At 64.0% G+C, this 22276-nt stretch carries 22 protein-coding genes; 11 read left to right on the forward strand and 11 right to left on the reverse strand.

All coding sequences use genetic code 11. The annotated features are described in order from the left end of the window. Nucleotides 1-2: 2 nt before the first annotated feature. Both ppc and C450_RS10465 read left to right on the forward strand, forming a co-directional pair. A complete protein-coding gene (ppc, locus tag C450_RS10460) occupies nucleotides 3-2690 on the forward strand; it encodes a phosphoenolpyruvate carboxylase (protein WP_005043294.1) in 2688 nt (895 codons plus the stop codon). A gap of 70 nt (nucleotides 2691-2760) precedes the next feature. Further along, on the forward strand, nucleotides 2761-3492 hold the full coding sequence (locus tag C450_RS10465; RefSeq protein WP_005043295.1) for a sugar phosphate isomerase/epimerase family protein: 732 nt from the start codon (nucleotides 2761-2763) through the stop codon (nucleotides 3490-3492). 59 nt (nucleotides 3493-3551) lie between these two features. Here C450_RS10465 and C450_RS10470 read toward each other — a convergent pair whose 3' ends face one another. Next, on the reverse strand, nucleotides 3552-4568 hold the full coding sequence (locus tag C450_RS10470) for an NAD-dependent epimerase/dehydratase family protein (RefSeq protein WP_049910095.1): 1017 nt from the start codon (nucleotides 4566-4568) through the stop codon (nucleotides 3552-3554). Between the two features lie 139 nt (nucleotides 4569-4707). Between C450_RS10470 and C450_RS10475 the strand changes: the two genes are divergently transcribed. Together C450_RS10475 and C450_RS10480 are read left to right on the forward strand one after the other, a co-directional pair. Further along, on the forward strand, nucleotides 4708-5808 hold the full coding sequence (locus C450_RS10475) for a Gfo/Idh/MocA family protein (protein WP_005043297.1): 1101 nt from the start codon (nucleotides 4708-4710) through the stop codon (nucleotides 5806-5808). Nucleotides 5809-5904: 96 nt separating this feature from the next. Next, nucleotides 5905-6819 (forward strand): HEAT repeat domain-containing protein, encoded by a 915-nt coding sequence (locus C450_RS10480; protein WP_005043298.1) that lies wholly within the window; start codon nucleotides 5905-5907, stop codon nucleotides 6817-6819. A 2-nt stretch (nucleotides 6820-6821) separates the two neighbouring features. Here C450_RS10480 and C450_RS10485 read toward each other — a convergent pair whose 3' ends face one another. The 6 genes from C450_RS10485 to C450_RS10510 form a co-directional block, all read right to left on the reverse strand. Then, entirely contained in the window at nucleotides 6822-7055 is a 234-nt protein-coding gene (locus C450_RS10485; RefSeq protein ID WP_005043299.1) for a hypothetical protein, read from the reverse strand. Nucleotides 7056-7125: 70 nt separating this feature from the next. Then, nucleotides 7126-8199 carry an oligopeptide/dipeptide ABC transporter ATP-binding protein gene (locus C450_RS10490; protein WP_005043300.1) on the reverse strand — a complete coding sequence of 358 codons (1074 nt, stop codon included), beginning with the start codon at nucleotides 8197-8199 and terminating at the stop codon, nucleotides 7126-7128. After that, complete coding sequence (locus C450_RS10495) at nucleotides 8189-9277, reverse strand: ABC transporter ATP-binding protein (RefSeq protein WP_005043301.1); 1089 nt, start codon at nucleotides 9275-9277, stop codon at nucleotides 8189-8191. The genes C450_RS10490 and C450_RS10495 overlap by 11 nt, the downstream gene beginning before the upstream one ends. Continuing rightward, nucleotides 9277-10305, reverse strand: a complete 1029-nt coding sequence (locus C450_RS10500) for an ABC transporter permease (RefSeq protein WP_005043302.1) — start codon at nucleotides 10303-10305, stop codon at nucleotides 9277-9279. Before C450_RS10500 ends, C450_RS10495 begins: the two co-directional genes overlap by 1 nt. Next, nucleotides 10292-11293 carry an ABC transporter permease gene (locus C450_RS10505; protein ID WP_005043303.1) on the reverse strand — a complete coding sequence of 334 codons (1002 nt, stop codon included), beginning with the start codon at nucleotides 11291-11293 and terminating at the stop codon, nucleotides 10292-10294. The genes C450_RS10500 and C450_RS10505 overlap by 14 nt, the downstream gene beginning before the upstream one ends. 157 nt (nucleotides 11294-11450) lie before the next feature. After that, nucleotides 11451-13361 carry an ABC transporter substrate-binding protein gene (locus C450_RS10510; protein ID WP_005043305.1) on the reverse strand — a complete coding sequence of 637 codons (1911 nt, stop codon included), beginning with the start codon at nucleotides 13359-13361 and terminating at the stop codon, nucleotides 11451-11453. A gap of 229 nt (nucleotides 13362-13590) precedes the next feature. Here C450_RS10510 and C450_RS10515 point away from each other — a divergent pair, with 229 nt between their 5' ends. Beyond that, nucleotides 13591-13968, forward strand: coding sequence for a hypothetical protein (locus C450_RS10515; RefSeq protein ID WP_005043306.1), 378 nt, complete (start codon nucleotides 13591-13593; stop codon nucleotides 13966-13968). Between the two features lie 74 nt (nucleotides 13969-14042). Here the strand turns inward: C450_RS10515 and C450_RS10520 are convergent, their stop codons facing one another. After that, complete coding sequence (locus C450_RS10520) at nucleotides 14043-14498, reverse strand: universal stress protein (protein ID WP_005043307.1); 456 nt, start codon at nucleotides 14496-14498, stop codon at nucleotides 14043-14045. 136 nt (nucleotides 14499-14634) lie between these two features. Here C450_RS10520 and C450_RS10525 point away from each other — a divergent pair, with 136 nt between their 5' ends. Further along, nucleotides 14635-16866, forward strand: a complete 2232-nt coding sequence (locus C450_RS10525) for a glycoside hydrolase family 3 N-terminal domain-containing protein (protein WP_005043309.1) — start codon at nucleotides 14635-14637, stop codon at nucleotides 16864-16866. 454 nt (nucleotides 16867-17320) lie between these two features. Further along, nucleotides 17321-18355 carry a tyrosine--tRNA ligase gene (locus tag C450_RS10530; RefSeq protein ID WP_005043310.1) on the forward strand — a complete coding sequence of 345 codons (1035 nt, stop codon included), beginning with the start codon at nucleotides 17321-17323 and terminating at the stop codon, nucleotides 18353-18355. Between the two features lie 12 nt (nucleotides 18356-18367). On the opposite strand, the gene C450_RS10535 is transcribed toward C450_RS10530, so the two are convergent. Next, complete coding sequence (locus C450_RS10535; protein ID WP_005043311.1) at nucleotides 18368-18706, reverse strand: winged helix-turn-helix transcriptional regulator; 339 nt, start codon at nucleotides 18704-18706, stop codon at nucleotides 18368-18370. 148 nt (nucleotides 18707-18854) lie between these two features. On the opposite strand from C450_RS10535, the gene C450_RS10540 reads away from it, so the two are divergent. From C450_RS10540 to C450_RS10555, 4 genes are all read left to right on the forward strand, one after another. Continuing rightward, entirely contained in the window at nucleotides 18855-19292 is a 438-nt protein-coding gene (locus C450_RS10540) for a DoxX family protein (RefSeq protein ID WP_085945728.1), read from the forward strand. Nucleotides 19293-19480: 188 nt separating this feature from the next. After that, on the forward strand, nucleotides 19481-19852 hold the full coding sequence (locus C450_RS10545) for a DoxX family protein (protein ID WP_005043314.1): 372 nt from the start codon (nucleotides 19481-19483) through the stop codon (nucleotides 19850-19852). A 29-nt stretch (nucleotides 19853-19881) separates the two neighbouring features. Further along, nucleotides 19882-20370: a VOC family protein gene (locus C450_RS10550; protein WP_005043316.1), complete on the forward strand. Its 489-nt coding sequence runs from the start codon at nucleotides 19882-19884 to the stop codon at nucleotides 20368-20370. Then, the gene (locus C450_RS10555) at nucleotides 20367-20966 is read left to right on the forward strand and encodes a flavin reductase family protein (protein ID WP_005043317.1); all 600 of its coding nucleotides are present in this window, start codon (nucleotides 20367-20369) and stop codon (nucleotides 20964-20966) included. The genes C450_RS10550 and C450_RS10555 overlap by 4 nt, the downstream gene beginning before the upstream one ends. 531 nt (nucleotides 20967-21497) lie before the next feature. Here C450_RS10555 and C450_RS10560 read toward each other — a convergent pair. Both C450_RS10560 and C450_RS10565 read right to left on the reverse strand, forming a co-directional pair. After that, nucleotides 21498-21776 (reverse strand): UPF0058 family protein, encoded by a 279-nt coding sequence (locus C450_RS10560; RefSeq protein ID WP_005043319.1) that lies wholly within the window; start codon nucleotides 21774-21776, stop codon nucleotides 21498-21500. Between the two features lie 68 nt (nucleotides 21777-21844). Further along, complete coding sequence (locus C450_RS10565) at nucleotides 21845-22060, reverse strand: DUF7120 family protein (RefSeq protein WP_005043322.1); 216 nt, start codon at nucleotides 22058-22060, stop codon at nucleotides 21845-21847. Nucleotides 22061-22276: the final 216 nt, after the last annotated feature.

The following is a 22276-nucleotide window of genomic DNA, read 5'->3' on the forward strand; positions in this document are numbered from 1 at the left end:
CGATGACGCTACACAATCGCACGGTTGAGCGGGACGTTCGGGAACTCGGCGCGCTGGTTGGCGAGGTGCTCGAAACACAGACCTCGACCGACGCGTTCGAGACGGTCGAAGAGCTCCGTACCACCGCCATCGACTACCGCAACGGCGAGATCGACTCGCGCAACGGCCTCGATCGCACACTGGGCGGCCTCGAACCCGAGACCGCCGTCACGGTCGCGCGCGCGTTCACGACCTATTTCGAGATGGTGAACCTCGCCGAGGAACGCGAGCGGGTCCGAGCCATCCGGACCGCCTCCCAAGAGGGATCGCTCGCCGACAGTTTGAGCGCCGCCGTCGAGAGTCTCGCCGACCGCGATCCCGAGGTCGTCGAGCGGATCCTTGGCGACGTGCTGATCGAGCCGACCTTCACTGCTCACCCCACGGAGGCCCACCGCAAGACGGTGAAAGCGAAACTCCGGACCATCGCCGACCACCTCGTCGCACTCGACGAGCGCCGGTTGACCGACACCGAGTGCGCACAGCTCGAGGCCGCACTCGAAGCCCAGGTCACGAGCCTCTGGGGCACCCGCCAGATCCGCGAGCGCCAGCCCGAACCGCTCGATGAGGCGCGAAACGTCCACTGGTATCTCGAGAACACTCTCTTCGATACGACTGGCGAGGTCTACCGCGAGATCGAGGACACGCTCGGGGCGGAGTTCGACGATATCGGAGTGCCCAAACTCTTCGAATTCCGATCGTGGGCCGGCAGCGACCGCGACGGCAACCCCTACGTCACCCCCGAGGTGACGAGCGAGACCCTCGCGCGACAGCGCCGCAGTGTTCTGGAGAAGTATCAGGAAGCGCTCGCCGATCTGTCGAGCGTGCTCGCCCACGACGCCGACCGGCTCGACACGGGCGAGGCGTTCGACGATCGGCTCGCCGCGAACCGCAAGCGCTTCCCCACGCTCGCCGATCAGGCCCGCGAGCGCTACCCCGACGAACCCTACCGTCAGCACCTCCGACTGATGGGCGAGCGTCTCGAACGCATCGGCGACGTCCGCCCGAACGGGTACGACGAGGTGGCCGAGTTCACCGCCGATCTCGACGCGCTGGCGACGAGCCTCCAGGCGAACGGCGGTGAGCGGATCGCCGCGGTCCACGTCGACCCGCTCGAACGCCAGGCCCACACATTTGGATTCTGCCTCGCGGGTCTCGACCTCCGGGATCACCAGGAAAAACACACCGAGGCGATCACTGCGGCACTCGGCCGCGAGGACATCGCCTATGAATCGCTCGACGAGGACGAGCGCGTCGAACTCCTGACCGAGGCCATCCTCCAGGACGCGCCGCTGATCGACGTCACCGATCGCGAGGGATTGTTCGACCCCGCTGCACGCGTGCTCGAACGGTTCGACCGGCTGAACGACTGGCAGCGCGAGTACGGCGCGGACGCCATCGACACCTACTGCATCTCGATGGCGGAGAAGCCGAGTCACGTGCTCGAAGTCCTGTTCCTCGCCGATCAGGCGGGCGCGGTCGAGCTCCCCGAATATTGTGGAATCGATGTCGTGCCGCTGCTCGAAACCGAGGCCGCCCTCGACGGCGCGCGCGAGATCATGGAGACGCTGTTCGACAACGAGGCGTACGGCCAGGCGCTCGCCGCGCGCGGCAACCTCCAGGAAGTGATGTTGGGCTACTCCGACTCGAACAAGGAGAACGGCTTCTTCGCGGCGAACTGGGACCTCTACCGCAACCAGCGCCGACTCGCCGACATCGTGGACGATCACGATGTCGACCTCCGGCTGTTCCACGGCCGTGGTGGCTCGATCTCGCGGGGTGGCGGCCCGATGAACGAGGCGCTGCTTGCGCTGCCGAACGAGACCGTCACCGGCCAGGTCAAGTTCACCGAGCAGGGCGAGGCGATCGCGGAGAAGTACGCCAACCCACGCATCGCCGAGCGCAATCTCGAACAGATGCTGAACGCCCAGATTCGCGCACGGGCGCAGGCGCTCGATCAGCCCAAAGACGACGTGCCGGAGGAGTGGCTCGACGCGGCCGCGACGATCGCCGACGCGGCGCGGACGGCGTATCAGGACCTGCTCACCATGGATGGGTTCGTCTCGTACTTCGAGCAGGCCACGCCCATCACGGTGATCGAGGAGCTCAACATGGGCTCGCGGCCGGCGTCGCGGTCGGGCGAGCGCACCGTTGAGGACCTCCGGGCGATTCCGTGGGTGTTCTCGTGGACCCAGTCGCGGTGCATTCTGCCTGGCTGGTACGGCCTCGGGGCGGGGATCGAGGCCTACCTCGACGAGGGCGGTTCGACGGACACGCTCCAGGCGATGTACGACGACTGGGCCTTTTTCCGGACGACGATCGACAACGCCGCGCTCGCGCTCGCGCGCACCGACATGGAGATCGCGGGTGAGTACGCCGCGGTCGCCGACGACGACCTCGAAGCACGCTTTTTCCCGGTGTTCGAGGCGGAGTACGAGCGGGCCGCCGACCTCGCCACGACCATCGGCGACCGTGACGACCTCGTGAACCGTGGGTGGCTCCGCGAGAGCCTCCGTCGCCGGAACCCCTACGTCGACCCGCTGAACGTGCTCCAGACCCACCTGTTGGATCGTGAGCACCGGACCGAGACCGAAAAGCGGGCACTGCGCCTGACGGTCAAGGGGATCGCCGCCGGCATGAAGAACACCGGGTAGCTCGGTTCCGTCGCTTCACTAACTGACCATCGGGAGAAACCGTTTTACCGCCGACCCGAGATGCAGGACTATGGCACGATCAGCCATCCAACTGTACACGCTGCGCGCGCTCGACGAACCGCTCGACGAACTGCTCGCCCGAGTCCGTGACGCGGGGTTCGAGGGCGTGGAGTACGCCAACCGGATCGGCGATGCGGACGCCGACGCCGTCCGGACCGCGCTCGACGAGACGGGCCTCGAATCGGTCGCGGCCCACGTCGGGATCGACGAGATCGAGGACGATCCGGAGGCCACCATCGAATTCTACCGATCGCTCGGCTGTGACCACCTCGTGGTGCCGTGGCTCGATCCCGAATGCTTCGAGACCGAGAGTGACATCGAGGCAACCGCGGATCGGCTGTTGAGGGTGGCCGAGACGGTCGACGACCACGACATGGCGCTGTCCTATCACAACCACGACCACGAGTTCGCCGCGGTGAACGGCCGGCCGGCGTTCGAGCACCTCGCGGAAGCCACCCGAGAACCGCTCGGCTTCGAACTCGACTGCGGGTGGACCGCGGCCGCGGGTGTGGACCCGACCGCCGTCCTCGATCGGTGGGGTGACCGAGTGTCGCTCGTCCACATCTCCGACGCCGACGAGACGCGGTCGTCCGTGGAGGTCGGCGACGGCGTGCTCGACGTGGAAGCCTGTGCGGCAGCAGTTCGGGCGCACGACGTCGAGTGGGCGATCTACGAGCACGACGATCCCGACGATCAGATGGCGTCGGTCGCCCACGGTGCGGACGTGCTGGAACGGTTCTGAGGGTCTTGCGGTGGGCTCTCGGTCGAGTGACTGAGTAATCGAACGACTCGACGTGGCACTTAAGAGCCGTCGAGCGCGTCGACGAACGACGCCTCGGCGTCGCGCCACGCCGCAACCACCCGATCGTACTCGGGGTCGTTCTCGGCGTCGTCGATCCGGTCGTGCTCGTCGAGCCAATCGACGGTGCGACGGACGCCTTCCTCCCAGCCGATGGTCTGCTCGAACCCGAGATCACGGCGGGCTTTCGACGTATCGAACACCGTGCTGAACCGGAAATGATCCTCGAGACCGCCGGTCCGGTCGGGAACGGCTGCGGTGAGCGCGTCAGTCGGAACGTGGACGAGATCGGGGGCGGGCGCGTCGAGCGCATCGGCCGCGCGGCGGTGGTACTGGTTCCACGTCATCGGCCGTTCGCACGTCACGTGGTAGGCTTCGCCGATCGCCGCTCGGTTGTCGAGCGCCCCGACGAACGCGTTCGCGACGTCGTCGCGGTGACACGGCCCCCAGATCGACGTGCCGTCGCCGTGGACCACGATCGGTTTTCCCTCCCGAAGCCGGTCGATGTAGGCGGTGCCGTCGCCGAGCGTGTGGATCAGCGTTCCACCTTCACCGTAGGTGTGCCACGGCCGGAGCACCGTCACCGGAAATCCGCGGGCGCTGTGGGCTTCGAACAGCCGGTCCTCGCAGGCGGCCTTGTCGGCTCCGTACTCGCTGACCGCGGGACTGCGTGCCGCCGACTCGACGATCGGCATGTCCGCAACGGGTCGATGGTAGACGTCGATCGTGCTGCAGAAGACGTACTGCTCGATTTCGCCCTCGAACGCACGGATCGCGGATTCGACGTCCGCCGGCTCGAAGGCCACCATGTCGATCACGCAGTCGACGTCGAGATCCGCCATCTGTTCTTCGAAGCGGTCGTAGTCGGTTCGGTCGCCGGTGACGTGCGCGACGCCTTGCGGGAGGTCGGCGTCGGTGCGGCCACGGTTGTACACCGTCACGTCGTGCCCGACGTCGACGAGCTGGCGCGTGATTCCCGTGCTGATCAACCCCGTGCCGCCGATGACAAGGATGTGCACGTATCGACCTCGATCGTGGTCCGGATAAACGTCTCGGCGATCTCGGGATCGCATCCGTCGATGTCGATCGCCGGCCCACATCGCCTGCATCGATCGAACGAAAGCACTATGTCACTAGTCCTCGCTGTCTGCAAACGAAATGAATCAGTACACGGTCGCCATCGTCGGTACTGGCCCAGACCCGCGAAACCCCACTGTCGAAGGGTTCGCGATGGGGTATCGACACGCCGAGGCGTATCGGAACAACGAGAACTGCCGGCTCGTCGCCTGCGCCGACCTCGTTCCCGAGAACGCTCGGGCGTTCGCCGATGAGTTCGGTGTCGACGAGGACGGTATCTACGCGGACTACGAGGACATGCTCGCCGCGGTCGAACCCGACGTCGTCAGCGTCGCCGTGCCACCCGCGATCCACGAGCAGGTCGTCGTGGACTGTGCGCAGAGCGGTGTCGTCGACGCCGTCCACTGTGAGAAACCGATGGCACTGACGTGGCCGAGCGCCGAGCGGATGGTCCAGGCCTGCTGGCGGCGCGACGTCCAGCTCACGTTCAACCGCCAGCGTCGGTTCGGCCGACCGTTCACCGAGGCCGACCGGCTGCTCGACGCTGGTGAGATCGGCGCACTCCGGCGGATCGAGATCGGGTGGGGCGACTTCTTCGACACCGGCGCACACACCGTCGATCTCGCGGGGATGTTCAACGACGACCGACCGGCCGAGTGGGTCATCGCCCAGCTCGACTACCGCGAGGAGGACGTCCGGTTCGGCGCACACCAGGAAAACCAGATGTTCGCCCAGTGGCGCTACGACAACGGCATCCACGGGGTGCTCTCGACCGGCCCTGGCGCGTCGCTGACCGACGCCGCGATCGTGCTTCGAGGGACCGACGGGACGCTCCGGATCGACGTCGACGACGGTCCAATGCTCGAACTCAAACAGGATGGCCGGCGGGAGGCGATCGACGTCGGCGGCGAGACGATGCACGGTACGGCCGACGACGGCGATCGGTTCGGCTCGCGGTTCCACGACCGTTCGATCGGCGACGCGATCGACGCGCTCCGGAGCGACGAGGAGTCACAGCTCGCCGGCCGGATCGGCCTCAACACTGCCGAAATCCTCTTCGGCGGCTACGAGTCGGTCCGCCAACGAGGACGGGTCGACCTCCCACTCGATGTCGACGACAGTCCGCTCGAAGCGATGGTGGAATCGGGTGCACTCTCGCCGACGCTCGACGACGCGGAATAGGACCGTCGCGGCACGGGCTATCCACCAGCCGTCGAATCGTCGTATCGACGCCACCGACCGTTACGCATATGTCTCTCGCCGCCGCCGTTCGTGGCAATGACACACGCAACCGCGGACGACGTTCGAGAGCTCGATCCCGACGAAATCACGCCAGCCGACATCGACATCGAACGCGTTCGAGCTGGACTCACCGACGAGGAGAACCTCGTTCGGACCCACGCCGCCAAAATCGCTGGCGCGCTCGCGGACCAGGATCCCGACGTGGTGGTTCCCGTGGTGCCGACGCTTCTCGATCGGCTCGCGGAGGATCACTCGGTCGTCCTGAAAGAGAGCCTCACGGCGCTCGCTCTCGTCGCCGACGAACGGCCCGCCGAACTCACCGACGGAGTGCCAGCCCTCGTCGATCTACTCGATCACGACCTCCCGCTAGTGCGGACGTTCGCCGCACGCGTCGTCCGTCCGCTCGCGGCCGAGCACCCCGAGTGGTTCGCGACCGAACTCGACGACCTCCTCGCGACGCTCGACAGCGAGATCACGAATCTCGTCGAGGGGCTCGAAGAGCCACCGATGGGCGGCCTCTCGACGTTCGAGCAGTACCGTGCCATCGGCGAGGAGGGACGGAAGCGACAGCTCGCTGCGCGGGCGGTCGCGGCGAACGTCGTCGTGGCGGTCGCCGAGGCCGACAGCGGTGCGCTGGTCGAACACGTCCCGGCGGTCGTCGATCTCCTCGACAGCGACGATACCCTCTTGGTCACGACGAGCGCCGACGTGATCGCGAGCGTCGCCGAGGACTATCCCGAGGCTGTGAGTGACGCGACCGACCCACTGTGTGCGTGTCTCGACACCCACGACGGTGCCGTGAGAGCGAACGCCGTCACCGCACTCGGATACATCGGCGACGATAGCGCAGTCGGTCCGCTCCGGGAGGTCGCGAACGACGCCGAAGCCGACGAGGATCTCCGTGCGCTCGCCGCCGAAACCGCCGACTGGCTCGCTCGCGACGCCGCTTGAGATCAGGGCTCGCGCTGGCGACGCGCGGCGTACCAGTACGTCCCGATCGCGGTCACCCCCAATCCCACGATCAGGATGAGATTGACGTACGCGATCGCTCGCGACTCGGTGCCGGGCTGCCCGAACGCAAACGTGATCGCACTCAGCAGCATCATCAACACCAAAAACGCCCAGAGCAATCGGAAGTACTCCCGTGATTCGTAAACCAGCGTCCAGAACTCGTCACGCCACGACATGTTCGCCGTATCGACGCGCCGTCGCAAAGAAGCTTCGCCCGCAGGTCGACTGAGAACGACTCGAAGAAGATCAGTCGGTGAGTTCCGGACTATCCCAGTATTCGTGATCCTCGTCCTCGCGGAAGCACGCTACTCGCTGGCCGTCGTGCTGGTAGTCCGGCGGCGATGCCTGCCAACAGGCCTCGCGGGCCTCCGGACACCGGGTGTGGAACCGACAGCCCGACGGCGGGTTCACCGGATCCGGGATGTCGATCTTCCGCATCGGCGGCTCGCCCGCCTCTCGGAGCGAGAGATCCGGCGTCGCCCACCGTAACACGTTGGTGTATGGGTGGTGTGGGTCGTTCACCATGTCCTCGGCGGGACCGATCTCGGCGAGCTCGCCGAGGTACATCACACCGATCTTGCCGTCGCCGTGTTGGGTGAAGTACCGTGCGTTCGAGAGGTCGTGGCTGATGAACACGTAGGAGGTGTCGAACTCCTCTTGGAGATCGAGCATGAGATCCATCATCTCCACCCGCAGCGAGACGTCGAGTGCACTGATCGCCTCGTCGGCGAGGATCACGTCGGGGTTCATGAGGAGTGCGCGACACAGCGCGACGCGCTGTTTCTCCCCGCCCGAGAGCTCGTGGGGGTACCGATCGGCGAAATCGGAGGCCGGTGTCATCCCGACGTGTTCGAGGAGCCCGTAGATGCGCTCGCGGCGCTCCCCGCGGCTGAGGTCCGCACCCGTCAGCCGGAGCGGCTCCGAGAGGATCGAGACCAGGCGACGGTTCGGATTGAGCGAACTCCCGGGATCCTGGTGGATGATCTGGAGTGACTGGCGGATCTCGTCCCACGTGATGTCGGCGTCGCTGTTGCCGTCTCGAACGTCCCAGATGTCGTGACCACGATATTTCACGCTACCGCCGGTCGGGCGCTGGAGCCCGATCGAGGTCTTGCCGAGCGTGGTCTTCCCACAGCCCGACTCGCCGACCAGCGAGAGCACGTCGCGCTCTTCGAGATCGAAGCTCACGCCGTCGACAGCCCGCACGGTTTCCGTCTCGTCACCGAAATCGAGCAGACCGGGTCGGTTCTCGAAGTGGACCTCCACGTCGGACAGCGAGAGCACTGGCTCCGAGCCCGCAGTGTCGTCGTTACTGCTCATCGGCAGCACCCCCTCCAGTCGCCGCGGTGTCTCCGAGCGAGTCGGCGTAGTTCAGCGGGATCTCCTCAATCGCCTCCTCCCAGTGGAAACACGCCGCGCCGTGTCCTTCTGTAACCTCGTGGTATCCAGGGACCTCCTCGCGACACTGCTCGGTCGCGAGCGGACACCGCGGATGGTACGCACAGCCGCTCGGGAGGTTGATCGGGGCCGGACTCTTCCCGTCGATCGGTCGCATCTCTTCGAGTGGTGCGTCGAGGTTCGGCGTCGAGTTCAAGAGTGCACGCGTGTAGGGATGACCAGCGTCCGTGATCATCTCGCGCGTATCGGCGATCTCGACCAGCTTGAACGCGTACATCACCGCGAGCCGGTCGGCGAGCGCCGCGACCAGCGGCAGGTCGTGGGTGATGAACACCATCGTGAGATCGTACTTCTCGCGCAGATCTCCCAGCAGTTGCAGGATCGAGCGCTGCATCAGGAGATCGAGCGCGGCGGTCGGCTCGTCCATCACCAGCAGGTCGGGATCGAGCACGAGCGAGAGCGCGATCAGCGCGCGCTGAGTCATCCCACCCGAGAGTTCGTGAGGGTACGAGTCGAGCACGCGATCGGGATCGAGGTAGAGATCCGAGAGGAGCTCGCGCGCTCGCTCCATCCCCGCTCCCTTCTCGGCGTCGTGGGCGTCGAGCGTCTCTACGAAGTGGCCACGGATCTTCATCGTGGGGTTGAACGAGCTCATCGCGCCCTGGAACACCATCGAGATCTCCTCCCACCGCATCGAGCGGAGCTCCGACTGGGAGAGTTCGAGGACGTCGGTTTCGGTCCCGTCGCTCGATCGGTGGACGATCTCGCCCGAGAGGAGTCCGGGGTTCGGCACCGCATCGAGCATCGCCGACGCGAGCATCGACTTCCCCGAACCGCTCTCGCCGACGATACCGAGGACCTCGCCCCGTTCGATCTCGAGCGAGACACCGTCGAGCACGTACGATTCACCGTCGTCGTAAGTCACCGACGCGTCGTTCATCCGGATGATCGGATCGGACGCACCGATGGCATCGTGTTGTTGGGTTCGTTCCATCGACATCAGGTCATCACCTCGTTGCTTGCGGTCGTTTCGTCCTCGTTACTCGTGGTTGATTCGGACCCGCCCGCAAGCCGCGTCCGGACTCGGGGGTTGAACACCCGGTCGAGCCCCTGGGACAGCAGGATGAGCGCCAGCGCGATCCCCATGATCGCGAGCATCGGGACGATCAGCTGGTAGAGCGCGCCGGTGCCGACGAGCGCTCCAGCCTGCTTGTAGGCGTTGTTGAGCTGGAGTCCCCAGTTCGCCACCGAGGTCGGGAGGATCCCGAGGTAGTACAGCCCGACCGAAGTGAACACGACATAGCGGGCGGCGTTCGCGAAGTTCACCAACACGTACGGCATCAGGTTCGGGATGATGTCCTTGAACAGGATCCGCGGCGTGCTCGCACCCATCGTCCGCGAGGCTTCGACGTAGGAGTTCTCCCGGAGCGTGAGCACCTGCGACCGAATTGCCCGTGCGAGCCCTGCCCAGTAGTTGATCGTGATCAGAATGCCGATAACTGCAGGATTTGTCGGACTGAACACCACCGCGAGCACCATCACCAGCGGAAGACCGGGGATCGACATCATCACGTCCGAAAACGAGGTCAGTCCTCGATCGACGATGCCGCCCTTGTAGCCGGCGACGGTCCCGATCAGGACGGCAACGCCGGTGGCGAACACCCCGCCGGTGGCGATCATGATCAGCATGGAGGGTGTGGCGTGGATCACCATCGCGAGGATGTCCTCACCCGATGCAGTCGATCCGAGCGGTGCGCTCCACACCTCGAACGGGCGGAGGCCTCGGGTGGCCTGGTTCGACGTCGGCACTCGGTAGAACCACGCGCCAACGGTCGCCATCAGGACGTACACCATGAGAATGGCCCCGCCGATCTTGGTTCGCCGGTCGTTCCACGCGACGAGACCTGGCTTGTAGATGAACTCCTCGTAGAAGTCACGAAGGCGTTCGCCCCACGTGACCTCGACGTCCGAGCTGGTCGTCTCGAAGGAGAACTCGCCGCTGACGGATTCGGATTCAGTAGGTTTCACTGGACTCACCCGATTTGATCCGCGGATCGATCTTGCCGTACGTGAGATCGGCGATGTACACCGAGAGCACCAGCGCGATCGTGATGACGAGGAAGATCCCCATCATCAGCGGGTAGTCCCGGTTTTCGAGCGCCTGGAACAGGTAGTAACCGATGCCGGGGTAGGTGAACACCTCTTCGAGAATCGGCGAGCCACCGAAGTAAAACCCGATCAGCGTGAGGAACCCGGTGTACATCGGGAGGATGGCGTTTCGCGCGACGTATCGCGTCGAAATACGTCGGTCGGAGAGACCACGCAGCCGGGCGACCCGGACGTAGTCCTCACCGAGCACCGAGATGGAGTTACCCCGCATCGCGAGCGCCTGGAGCCCCGCGCCAGTGATGACCAGCGAGGCGATCGGCAGGGCGGCGTGGCGGAGTGCGTCAACGATGAACTTGACGGAAAGACCAGCCTCGACCCCGGGACTCGTCCGATATCGGGCCGGCAGGATCTGGAACTTGTACGAGAAGAGCACGACGAGGCCGATCGCAAGCACGTAGAACGGCATCGACCCGAGGAGGATCGAGACGCTGCTCGATGCCACGTCGAACGTGGAACCTTCTCGGTAGGCCATGACCGCCCCCCAGACGATGGCGATGGCGAAGATGAGGACCACCGACGTGATCATGATGAACATCGTCCACGGAAGCGCGTCGCCGATGATAGAGGCGACCGAATTGGGGTTCGTGATCGACTGGCCGAGATCGCCCTGCAAGAGCGACGTGACGTAATCGAAGTACTGGACGTACAACGGCTGATCCGGTTGGACGTTCTGGTAGTTCTCGATGAGGGCGTTGATTCGCGAGGCCGAGTAGCCCTGTCGGCTCAACTCCGCGCGGAGTTGTACCAGCGGCCCACCGGGGAGCAGCCGGATCATGCCGAAAGTGAGCGTGATGACGAGCCATACTGTCAACAGTGCACGTATCGTCCGTTCGACGTAGTAGTTCATGGATTAAGTCGTGTGTGGTGGTTTCGTGTCCTCGATCGTCGACACCCGTTCGGGTGCCGAACTCGGCGTACGGTCTAGTATAGGTCTTTCCATGACCATGTGTAACGCGATACAGCTAATCCGCAATATGAATTGTGGTCGGTCGCTGGTAGCCGGCTTAGTTGCCAGCGTACTGCATCTCGCCTTGTCGGGGGAGCCACGTGTTGGCCCACCGAACCTGTGAGATTTCAGCCCCTTCCTCGGGGATGTTCCACTCGTTGCCGCCAGTGAGGAACGTCTGTTCGAGCTTCTCCATCACCGGGATCATCGGTAGGTCCTGATTGGCAACCCACGCCTGCTCGACGGTGATCTCGTTGATCGTGGACTCCTCGGTGGCCTGGGAGAGTTCGCCGATTCGGTCGGACGGATTGACCGTCATTTCGCCCGACCCTCCTCGCGCAGGGACGGTGATGTCGGCGTTCGAGCCACCTCGTTCCTGGTTGGACGCGGGGTAGTTGTAGCCGTAGCCCCGATCGTTGTAGACCAACTGATGGCGCAGCGAGAAGTAGGGGTACGCTCCGGACGGCGCGCCGTCGAGCCACCCACCTGCAGTGAGTACGAAGTCACCGTTCGGCCACGTGCTCCCGAGCAGCGTGCCGAACTGGCGTGCGTCGATGGCGCTCTCGAAGCCGAACGAAGCGAGCTGGTCGGCGACGGTCTGGGCGGCAGTGTTCCAGTCACTCCACCCCGCAGGCACCATGACCGGAAGACTGACCGTGTTGCCCTCGGAATCCTGCCACGTACCGCCTGATTTCGAGTAGCCGGCCTCTTCGAGAACCTGCGTGGCCTTCTCTGTCTGTGAACTGTCCATCCCATAGCTCTCGAAGTCATCCATCGCGTCACCGAGATACTGTTCGAGGGTGTCGGGTGTGATCCCGGTCGGGATCGGCGTCGGCTGCTTCGAGGGTTTCGAGACGTTGTTGACGGCTTGCTGTCGGTTGATGACGTACTGGATCGCCTGCCGAACGGCGCGGTCGCCGGCGTGCCGATGGTTGTGGTTCGGAACCAGTCCGAAGCCGAACGCCGATGGCGTCTGGACCTGCTGGATCGCGTCGGGCATCTGATTCACGATCCGTGGCGGGGTGAACAGGGTGAACACCGAATCGATCTGCTGGTTGATCAGCGCCTGTTGGGCCGCCTGGTTCCCGTCGAGGAACCGGCAGGCGTACTCGCTGAAGTTGATGTTCCCCGAGTCCGGATGATCGTCGCGTCGTTCGAGGAGTATTTGCTGTTGACTGGTGCCACCAAGCGACCACGGGCCACTGGCGATCGGATCGGTCCACGTGAACTCCTGGAGGCTCCTGAGTCCTTCTTCCTCGTTCTGGTTGATCTGTTCGACGAACTTGCCGAAGACGCTTTTCGGCTGGTTGACCCAGTTCCCGCTCAGTACCTGGAACTGAACGATCTGCTGGTTGACTTCCGAACCGAAGTTCATCCGGACAGTGCTGTCGTCGACCGCTTCGATGGATTCGGTGTAGTCCGCGAACCCGAGGCCAAGACTCAACCCGAGTCGAAGTTGGGTGACGATGTCGGCCGACGTCACGTCGTCGCCGTTCGACCACGTGAGACCGTCGCGGATCGTCATCTCGAACGTGTCGCCGCCGTAGTTCCACTCCGAGATGGCGTACGGCACGAACTCGCTCTGCGCGAAATTGTACTTGGCGAAGTGGTCGAACAGTAGATCGTCCGAAATCTGTGCGAGACCCGACGTGTTACTGGAGTTCCACTGGATGTTCGACGGCTGCTGATTGGTGTAGGTGAGATGCTGCGTGTCGTACACTTGGCCGCCGCCACCTCCACCGCTTTCGTTGCCGCTGCCGCCACCGCTCCCACTGCTGCCACCCTCGGATCCGTTGCTTCCGTTGCCACCACTGCCACCGCCGCCACCGCCGCCACCACCACCACTGTCGTTGTTGCTTCCGTCGCCGCCAGAACAACCTGCAAGTGCGGCGGCACCGGAGATGCCGGAAATCTCGATGAACCGGCGTCGGCTCACTATGTCGCTGTAACTATTGGCGTCGTCTGCCATGGTCCATCCTCACTCGGGGTATCATTCACAATAAGCGTTGTGGTGAAATCTATCATATAGCCCCGTCGATTACCGGCAAAGATTGCGTCGACTGCTCGGAAAATCGCCTGATTCCGGCACCCAATCATCGTGGGGATACAGGTGGTACCGATCGGAACACGGACTGTGAATTTGTTCGCTTCCGACAATCGGACGAGGGTTTTATTACTGTCATCCCAAACAAGGGGGCATGAAACGGTACGAGACAGACGTTCAGGATGACGTGCTCTACATCGAGACCGACGACGACTGGCTCGAAATCGGATCGATGGCCGACATCCGTCGTCTCGTCGGCGGGGCGACGTATACCCTCGAATACGACGAACGACAGCGCGCCGTCGGGTGGCTCGACACCGATTCCGACGGGACGCTCAGCTTCGAGGTCGACGAGACGGTCGCAGGAATGGATTTCGAGCGGGAGTTCGTCGCTACCCTCGAAGCGATCGACCGCGACGAGACCGACGTCAAGGGGGTTCCCCGCCGCGCAGCCGTGTTTGCGGACCTCATGACGTCGATCTGGGACGCGAAAGGCTCCCTCGACCGTACGGCGGAATCGGATTCCGTCTGACGCGAGCGGCGTTCGGGACGAACGATCGAGCGTTGGAACAGATCAACTGTGAACCACGAGGATCCCTTTTCGTTTCAGCCGGTGTTCAGCGTGACGTACCCATCGAAGTCGAGCACGATTCGCTGGGCGACGTCGCCGAACAGCGCTTTGCCGGCGGGCGAGCGATGACGGCCGAGGACGAAGACGTGATCGCAGTCGTGATCGGCTACGGTGTCGAGGACGGCGGTGGCGATATCGTCCTCGTCGGTCGCTTTGGCGACGATATCGACACCGACGTTCTCGGGGAGGACGTCGCGTGCCATCTCCTGGAGGTCGTTCGCAGCGGCGTCGAGGACGGCTCGACTGTCGTAGCTGACGTTCTCGACCGAACCGATCGACGCGAGCGTCTCGGCGTCGGTCTCGTACTCCGCCTCGGTCATCAATCGGAGGAGGACGAGTTCGGCGTTCGCCCCGTTCGCGTGCTCCCCGGCCTCCCGAAGGAGTGCCCGGTGTTCGTCGGTTCGCTCGGCAACGACTAGTCCACGTTCCATGTTCGAGCCACTCACGGCTCTCGTTGATAAAGCCACTGGGGCGATGACCCGACACCGAACGGTGCCATCAGGGACCGATTTCGGGACGACGGAACATCGCCGGAACGTTTTTACTTATTTGAGTGAATTTCGGGCCATGGGTTCGAACGACGCGAACGTCCCGTACCGTCAGTCGGAGCAATCCACGTCGGTGCGTGTCGACGACCTTCTCGATCGGATGAACACGGCCGAAAAGGCCGGCCAGCTCGTCGGAACGTGGTGTGGACAGCTCCGTCACGAAAACGACAGCGAGGACGCGAAGGCCGCGATCCGCGACCACCACATCGGCGTCGCCGCGCCGTTCGGCTGGGCCGGTGCGCTGTGTACGGGGATCGAGGAGACGGTCGAGACGGTCAACGACCTCCAGCGGTTCGCGATGGAGGAAACCGACTTGGGGATCCCGCTCCTGTTGAACGTCGACGCGGTCCACGGAAACGCGTACGTCGCCGGCGCGACGGTGTTCCCGAACGCGCTCGGGACGGGGGCGACGTGGGACACCGCAACCGCCGAAACCGTCGCGGGAATCACGGCGACCGAGGTGCGCCGAATGGGCGCTCACCAGAACTACTCGCCGACCTGTGACGTGGGCCGTGATCCGCGGTGGGGCCGGATCTTCGAGACGTTCGGCGAGAGTCCGCGGCTGTGTGCCGACCTGGCCGCGGCGAAAGTGCGCGGCTACCAGAGCGACGGGATCGATCACGGGGATTCGGTCATCGCCACCGCCAAACACTTCCCGGCGTACAGCGAGCCCGAGCGCGGTGAGGACGCCTCGCCGGTCGACGTCTCGGCGTACAAGCTCCGGAACACCTTCCTCCCCGGCTTCGAGGCGGCGCTCGACGCGGGTGTCGAATCGGTGATGCCATCGTACAACTCGATCAACGGCGAACCCGTTCACGGCTCCGAGTCGTTTCTCAGCGATCTCCTCCGTGACGACCTCGGGTTCGAGGGCCACGTCGTCTCGGACTGGAACGGCGTCCGCCACCTCGCCGACGACCACCGGACGGCCACAGACCAGCGTGACGGCGTGCGCCAGTCCCACGCCGCCGGGCTCGATATCGCCTCCGTGGGCCACGTCGAGCACGCCGACCACCTCGTCGACCTGGTCGAAACGGGCGAGATCGACGAAGAGCGACTCGACGAGAGCGTTCGTCGGATCCTTCGCGTGAAGTTCGAGATGGGGCTGTTCGAGGATCCGTTCGTCGACGCGGACGCAGCCCACGAGACCCTCGGCAGCGCCGACCACCGGCAGATCGCGCGCGAGGCCGCCCGCGACAGCATGACCCTGCTGAAAAACGACGGGCTCCTTCCGCTCGACGGGGACAAGGACGTGTTCGTCGGGGGGCCGAACGCCGACGACATCGTCCACCAGCTCGGCGGCTGGAGCGTTCCCCAGTCCGCGGGCGTGCCTGGCGATACGGTACTCGACGCCATCGAAGACCAAAGCGAGGGAAGCGTGACTTACGAGCAAGGGGCGACACTGAACGAGAACCGCGATATCGACGCCGCAGTAGAGAAAGCAGCGGCGGCCGACGTGGCGGTGCTCGCACTCGGCGAGGGGTGGTATCTCCACGAGTTCGGGCCGTCCGCGCAGGCGGGTGTCGAGACTGGTTCGTGGCCGACACGCTCGGATCTCCATCTCTCGGACGCTCAGCGTGACCTGGTGCGACGAGTCCACGACACCGGCACGCCGGTCGTCGGTGTTCTCGTGACTGGTCGGCCGCTAATTGTCGACTGGATGGCCCAGAACGTCCCATCGATCCTCATGGCGTACTACCCCGGAACCGAGGGCGGCACCGCGATCGCCGAGACCCTGTTCGGCGACAACGACCCCAGCGGACGACTCCCGGTCTCGATCCCGCGCTCGATGGGCGACCTGCCGCAGCACCACGACCACCTCGCACATCCCACTCCCATCGGCGACGACGAGCATCCCGACTCCTACGATCCACTCTATCCGTTCGGTCACGGACTGAGCTACACCGAGTTCGCGGTCGACGATCTCCGGGTTCGATCGGACGACATTGGCCCGGCGGACGACGTGGACGTGACGGTGACGGTCTCGAACACCGGCGACCGGCGCGGCACCGAAACGGTTCAGGTCTTCGCCACCCAGGAGACGAGTTCGCGCGTTCGCCCGCGGCGCTTTCTGGTGGGGTTCGAGCGCGTCGATCTCGACGCCAGCGAGTCGGCGGATGTACGCCTCTCGATCCCTGTGACCAACTTCGGGTTCCACAAACCGGGTGAAGGACACGTCATCGAAAGCGGCAGGTACCGTGTCCTGGTGAACGATCTCGAGTCGTCGTTCGAGATTCGTCCCGACGAGAAGTGAGGCCGATCGCGGCCGGAGAATCAGGATAATTATAAGTAATTTCACTATGCTCGTCAACCACTCATCGAAAGCGACTGATCGCTTTAGAGAGCAATATATTAGTTTGTATCTTTTTGAAGAGCAGATTTGCCGATTGGATCGTGAAGCCAAGACTCTGAGGCGACAGGGAAGCAACTAAAGTCGATGAAGTGTGGAAGTTCCCTCAGCGAATATTCAATTTTATTTGTCGAACGTGGTGGAGGGAGACATGGAGCCAGAAATCGGCTATAAGTGGATATTGCGTGCAAAAAACGTATTTCTACGATCGGTCTCGGTGTTCCCGACGGCATCTTCTCACAGTCGATTTTTGAGTTTTCAGTTCTAAAGTATAGTGTATAGTGTGTCTATCGGTGCCGTTGGTTACTACCGGGGATCGAAGGGAATCGCTTAACCGCACTCACGGGGCAGAGAGCGTATGGACCACGCGGAGCGAAAGCGGCTCGTGGCGCGGAACACGGCCGAGGTCGTCACCAACGAGGAGCTCGACGGACTGCTGGCCGACGACGATCCCACGGTGTACATCGGCTACGCGCCGACCGGCGAGATGCATATCGGTCACTTCACCACGATCCGCAAGCTCGCCGACTTCCTCCGCGCCGATCTCGACGTCACGGTGCTGATCGCGGACCTCCACGCCCACCTCGACGACGAGAAGAGCCCGTTCGACCTGCTCGACGCCCGCTCTGCGTACTACCGCGAGGCGATCGAGGGGATGGTTGAGGCCGCTGGGGCTGACCCCGACGACATCGAGTTCGTCCGCGGACGCGAGTTCGAACTCGATGCGGACTACTCGCTCGAACTCCTTCGAATGGCGGCCGACACCACGATCTCGCGGGTCCAACGCGCCGGCAGCGAGGTGGTTCGCCAGGCGGAGAACCCCAACCTCGGCGGGCTGCTCTACCCGCTGATGCAGACTCTCGATGTCGACGCGCTCGACGCCGACATCGCCTACGGCGGGATCGACCAGCGCGGCATCTACATGCTCAGCCGTGAACTGTTCGACGACCGCGGCGAGGACCCGCCAATCTGTGTGTTCGCCCCGCTGCTTTCCGGTCTCGCGGGTGGGAAGATGAGCGCTTCCGACGAGCAATCAAAGGTCAACCTCACCGACGATCCCGACACCGTGGTCGAGAAACTCCAAGGGGCGTACTGCCCGCAGGGCGAGGTCGAGGACAACGGCGTGCTCGAGTACGTCGAATACCTCGTCTTCCCGATCCTCGACGAGCGTGGGGAGGCCTTTCGCATCGAGCGCCCCGAGGAGTACGGCGGCGATCTCGTCTACGAGAGCTACGACGACCTCGAAGCGGACTTCGTGAGCGAGGAGCTCCACCCCCAGGACCTCAAAAACGCTGCCGCCGAATCCATCTCGTCGGCTATCGATCCGATCCGCCAGCGCTTCGCCGATCGGCCCGACCTGCTGGCCGACGCGTACCCCGAGAACTACGACTGATCGGAGTCCTGGCTACGAGCGACCCGCGCCATTGAGCCACTCGTCGGCCCACGCCTCGATCTCGTCGAAAACGGGACACAGCGCCTCGCCCTTCTCGGTGAGTCGATAATACGTGGCGATCGGGGCGTCCTCTTCGATCCGGCGATGCACGAGGTCCGCCGTCTGGAGATCATCGAGCACCCGCGAGAGGGTGCGTGAGCTCGCGTCGGTCGAGCGCTTGAGCTCGTTGAACCGCTTCTCGCCGTCTTGGAGGTCGTGGAGGACCACTAGACGCCACTGCGACCCGATCTGGTCGAGCGAATCCACGACGGCGCACGCCTCCTCGCCGTGGCGTGATTGCTGGGATGACATCGGTGATACCTGATTACATACGTGTCCGCGAGAGAATATATAAGTTCGGATTCCAACTAGGTAACGTTGTGATACCGACTTGCGGATACTCCGACGACACCCGGAATCGTTCGACGATCGATCGGCCGGTCTCCACGGGAAATCATCCGTGATCGCGCTCCAGGCTGGCATTTTCGATGCGTCGGGCGCTGGAATCGTCTTCCTGGTCGCGCGGCTCCTGTTCGGTGGCGTGCTCGCGTTCATGGGTATGAACCACTTCATGAACGCCGACCAGATGGTTCCCTACGCGGACGCGAAGGGCATCCCGGCCGCAAGTCTGCTGGTTCCGTTCAGCGGCGGCCAGCTGCTCTTCGGCGGCCTCGCAATCGTCTTCGGGATCTATCCCGTGCTCGGGGGAGGCGCGATCGCCGTGTTCCTCCCGATCGCGGCGGTCATGATGCACGATTTCTGGGCGGTTTCCGAGGAGGAACAGCAGTCAGAGCTGACCGACTTCCTCAAGAACGTCGCCATGACCGGCGGGGCGCTGGCCTTCCTCGCGGCCGGCGGCGTCGACTGGCCGTTCGCGCTCGGCATCGGCGCGTTCTGATCGCGGTTTTGCCCCGTGGAAACGGATCGAGATAATCGGTGCGATGGCATCGATGTCACCTCGTTACATCGGCGTCCGGGAAGTGATATACGTGCCCGACGCTAACCCGGTATCGAAGTGATACCGACTACTACTCTCCGACGACGCATCGCGAATCGATCGCCGGCTCACGGGACGGTGAGTGTCTGATGGGACGACTCTCGACACTCGGGCGCGCGCTGTTCGGCGGCGTACTCGCGTTCACCGCGATCGACAACCTCCGGGACATCGACGGGATGGCCGCGTACGCCGAGTCGAACGGCGTGCCCGCGGCCGACCGACTCGTGCCGCTTTCGAGCGGCATGTTGCTGGCCGGCAGTCTCGGGGTCGTCCTCGGTCGTGCCCCGCGGCTGTCCGCCGGCGCGATCGCGGCGTTTCTCGTCGGCGTGACGCCCACGATGCACGACTTCTGGAACCGGGAGGACGGGGAGCGCGAACAGCAGGTGATCCACTTCCTGAAGAACACCGCGCTGCTCGGCGGTGCGCTCTTTTTCCTCTCGCGCGGTCCCGCCGACGAATAGCTCGCGAAGCCACCCCGAATTTTCGATTTATGCCAGACACACCACCCACCACCGGCCTGCACCACGTGACGAACATCTGTACCGACATGGAACGGACGAAGGAGTTCTACGAGGAGGTGCTCGGGTTCCATACCGTCAAAATGACCGAGAACTACGACGACCCAGGAACACCGCACTACTACTTCTCGCTGACGCCCGAGGGCGAACCCGGGATGACGGTGACGTACTTCGAGTACCCGAACTCGCAGGGCCAGCCCGGTCCGGGGGCGTCCCACCACTTCGCCATCGGGGTCGAGAACGAGGAGACCCTTCGAGAGTGGCGCGAGCACCTGATGGACCACGACGTTCGCGTGTCGCGCGTTCGTGACCGCACCTATTTCAAGAGCATCTACTTCAACGATCCCGACGGGCTGGTGTTCGAGATCGCCACGCATGGCCCGGGGTTCACCGTCGACGAGGCTGAACCGGGCAGCGAGAAGATCGACTCGCCGGACGAGCGGGGCGGCCCAACAGCGTGACCCGCATCGATCCCGACGAGCTCGACGGCTCGCTGTACCGTACGCTCGCGGGCGCGGTGATCCCGCGGCCGATCGCGTGGGTGAGCTCGCTCTCCCCGGAAGGCGTCGAGAACCTCGCGCCGTACTCGTTTTTCAACGTCGTCAGTACGTCGCCGCCGGTCGTGATGTTCGCGCCGACCGATCGATCGAATCAGCCCGAGGGCCTCTCGGATACGGCGCGTAACGCGCTCGACACCGAGGAGTTCGTCGTCAACGTCGTCACCGAGCCGCTCGCCGAGGCGATGAACGTCACGAGCGCGACGCTTCCACCGGAGGAAAGCGAGTTCGATCACGCAAGTCTCGAACGGACAGCCTCCGAAACGGTCGCGCCGCCGCGGGTCGCCGTGGCCGAGGTCGCGTTCGAGTGCGAGCTCTACGAGTCGATCGACGTCGGCTCGAACACGATGGTGCTCGGCGAAGTCGTCTCAGTCTATCTCGACGAGGACGTGACGACCGACGGCAAGCTCGACGTGGAGAAACTCGACGCGATCGGCCGGCTTTCCGGGAGTTACTACTGCCGGACCGACGGCCGCTTTCGGATGGAGCGCCCGGAGTAGGCGATGCGCTGCGGTTGCTGTGTGGTTGTGGTGGCGGTGCGGTAGCGGGCCTGGCGTCCTGACGAGCGCAGCGAATCGAGGCTCAGGAGAGCTTCGCTCTCCTGGCGTCTCGTGTGAGTGAAACGAGCACGAGGCTTGTCGGAGGTTTCTCTGACAGCGGATGAAGGGCGAGGCCGCTCCGCGGCCGAGGGCTTCGGCGGTGCTGTGCGGTTTGCAGTCGCGGTGCGGTCGCTGAAAGCGTCGTATCCGCGCGAGCGGCGCGAGGTGCGAGCGGAGTGAGCACCTCGATGCGAACGGCGAGCGAAGCGAGCGCGGTTCGCCGCGAACGAGTGCCGGAGTTCCCGCGAGCCGAAGGCGAGCGGAGCACGGAAGAGCTTGCTCTTCCGGAGGAACGAGTGAGCGGGTGTTTTTAGTCCACCGGAAGACTCGCTTCGCTCGTCTTCCGAGCCTTCGTTCGCCTCCGGCTCACGAAGACAGGTTTTACTCCGGAGGGTCGCCTACGACGACCCTCCGGAGTAAAAAGTGGGGTTGTTAGAGCTTCTGTTCGGTGTCGTCGGCGAGCTCGCGCATCCGTTTGCCGATCCGACCGGCGTCGGAGAACTCGTCCTCGCTCATCCCCTCCGCGAGGGCGTTGCCGAGGACGAACACGGCGTGTTTGTGTTCACTTTTCGACTTGTGGACGTCGTCGGGAGAGATGTCGAGTTCGGCGTACTCGTCGAACAGTCCGGGATCGACCTCCTCGCGGTCCTGAACGTACTCGGTGATCAGCACCATCTGCTCGTGGAGTTCGAGCAGTTCGTCTTTGTGCATTACCCGTCTGTACGATTGGGCTCGGTTTAATCGTTGTCCCAAGCGTGGTCACGTACCCCACTCGGAGTTCAGAAGACGTACTCGTCCTCGTGACCCATCATACCGTCGTCTTCGAGGCCCGGTTCCTCGTCCTCGTCCGTGGGCCCACTCGTCTGATACGCGCGCATACCGGCCGAAATCAGCTCTTCGATGGCTTCCTCGCGGTTGAGGAATTCTCCCTCCTCGACCATCCGAGCGATCCGCATTTCGAGCTGTTCCGGGATCGTGATCTCTACCTTGGGCATCGGAGCAATCGTGCTTCGACAGAAGGGTATTTAACTCTGACGGGAACATCGGTTCGCTTGTGTGAAAAAACACCGATCGAAACGGAAACATTCGTTACTGTTTCCGTAGACCGATCGATGGCTCGTTTCGTCGGAGCGATCCGTGAGAAATTCGGCGACGGCGGATCGAACTGCACATCGGTCGTCGGCCGGCACCGAAGCGACGTGTTCTCACAG

Origin of the sequence: Halococcus salifodinae DSM 8989, from assembly GCF_000336935.1 — an archaeon.
In the GTDB taxonomy this organism is placed as follows: Archaea; Halobacteriota; Halobacteria; order Halobacteriales; family Halococcaceae; genus Halococcus; species Halococcus salifodinae.

Excerpts from the sequence above, each read along its gene's own strand:
- ppc (WP_005043294.1), top strand. The coding sequence starts at position 3 with ATGACGCTACACAATCGCACGGTTGAGCGGGACGTTCGGGAACTCGGC.
- C450_RS10465 (WP_005043295.1), top strand. The coding sequence starts at position 2,761 with ATGGCACGATCAGCCATCCAACTGTACACGCTGCGCGCGCTCGACGAA.
- C450_RS10475 (WP_005043297.1), top strand. The coding sequence starts at position 4,708 with ATGAATCAGTACACGGTCGCCATCGTCGGTACTGGCCCAGACCCGCGA.
- C450_RS10480 (WP_005043298.1), top strand. The coding sequence starts at position 5,905 with ATGACACACGCAACCGCGGACGACGTTCGAGAGCTCGATCCCGACGAA.
- C450_RS10485 (WP_005043299.1), bottom strand. The coding sequence starts at position 7,055 with ATGTCGTGGCGTGACGAGTTCTGGACGCTGGTTTACGAATCACGGGAG.
- C450_RS10490 (WP_005043300.1), bottom strand. The coding sequence starts at position 8,199 with ATGAGCAGTAACGACGACACTGCGGGCTCGGAGCCAGTGCTCTCGCTG.
- C450_RS10495 (WP_005043301.1), bottom strand. The coding sequence starts at position 9,277 with ATGTCGATGGAACGAACCCAACAACACGATGCCATCGGTGCGTCCGAT.
- C450_RS10505 (WP_005043303.1), bottom strand. The coding sequence starts at position 11,293 with ATGAACTACTACGTCGAACGGACGATACGTGCACTGTTGACAGTATGG.
- C450_RS10510 (WP_005043305.1), bottom strand. The coding sequence starts at position 13,361 with ATGGCAGACGACGCCAATAGTTACAGCGACATAGTGAGCCGACGCCGG.
- C450_RS10515 (WP_005043306.1), top strand. The coding sequence starts at position 13,591 with ATGAAACGGTACGAGACAGACGTTCAGGATGACGTGCTCTACATCGAG.
- C450_RS10520 (WP_005043307.1), bottom strand. The coding sequence starts at position 14,498 with ATGGAACGTGGACTAGTCGTTGCCGAGCGAACCGACGAACACCGGGCA.
- C450_RS10525 (WP_005043309.1), top strand. The coding sequence starts at position 14,635 with ATGGGTTCGAACGACGCGAACGTCCCGTACCGTCAGTCGGAGCAATCC.
- C450_RS10530 (WP_005043310.1), top strand. The coding sequence starts at position 17,321 with ATGGACCACGCGGAGCGAAAGCGGCTCGTGGCGCGGAACACGGCCGAG.
- C450_RS10535 (WP_005043311.1), bottom strand. The coding sequence starts at position 18,706 with ATGTCATCCCAGCAATCACGCCACGGCGAGGAGGCGTGCGCCGTCGTG.
- C450_RS10545 (WP_005043314.1), top strand. The coding sequence starts at position 19,481 with ATGGGACGACTCTCGACACTCGGGCGCGCGCTGTTCGGCGGCGTACTC.
- C450_RS10550 (WP_005043316.1), top strand. The coding sequence starts at position 19,882 with ATGCCAGACACACCACCCACCACCGGCCTGCACCACGTGACGAACATC.
- C450_RS10560 (WP_005043319.1), bottom strand. The coding sequence starts at position 21,776 with ATGCACAAAGACGAACTGCTCGAACTCCACGAGCAGATGGTGCTGATC.
- C450_RS10565 (WP_005043322.1), bottom strand. The coding sequence starts at position 22,060 with ATGCCCAAGGTAGAGATCACGATCCCGGAACAGCTCGAAATGCGGATC.